General features: G+C 65.1%; 1 pseudogene. It reads left to right on the top strand.

What is annotated here, in order from left to right:
- Positions 1–18: 18 nt before the first annotated feature.
- Positions 19–304: pseudogene (locus SB822_RS56110) on the top strand (malate synthase G); the annotation flags it as partial.

Raw genomic sequence — 304 nt, 5'->3', positions numbered from 1 at the left:
AGACAGATGGAGCAGTCGATGACTCAGATGAACCCGCGTGGCGGCTTGCAGGTCGCCGCCAATCTCGACCAGTTCGTCGAAACCGAAGCCCTGCCCGGCACCGGAATCGACAGCGCCGCGTTCTGGTCGGGTTTCGACGCCCTCGTGCACGAGCTGGCGCCCAAAAACCGCGCGCTGCTCGCCGAGCGCGATCGCCTGCAAACGGAACTCGACAACTGGCATCGCGCGAATCCGGGCCCGGTGCGCAACTTGGGCGCGTATCGTGCGTTTCTTGAAGGCATCGGCTATATCGTGCCCGCGCCGG

Origin of the sequence: Paraburkholderia sp. SIMBA_054 (genome assembly GCF_046534875.1) — a bacterium.
Taxonomy (GTDB): Bacteria; Pseudomonadota; Gammaproteobacteria; order Burkholderiales; family Burkholderiaceae; genus Paraburkholderia; species Paraburkholderia hospita.
Note: the sequence above shows the minus strand (reverse complement) of the source record. Positions and strands in the feature narration are given on the sequence as shown.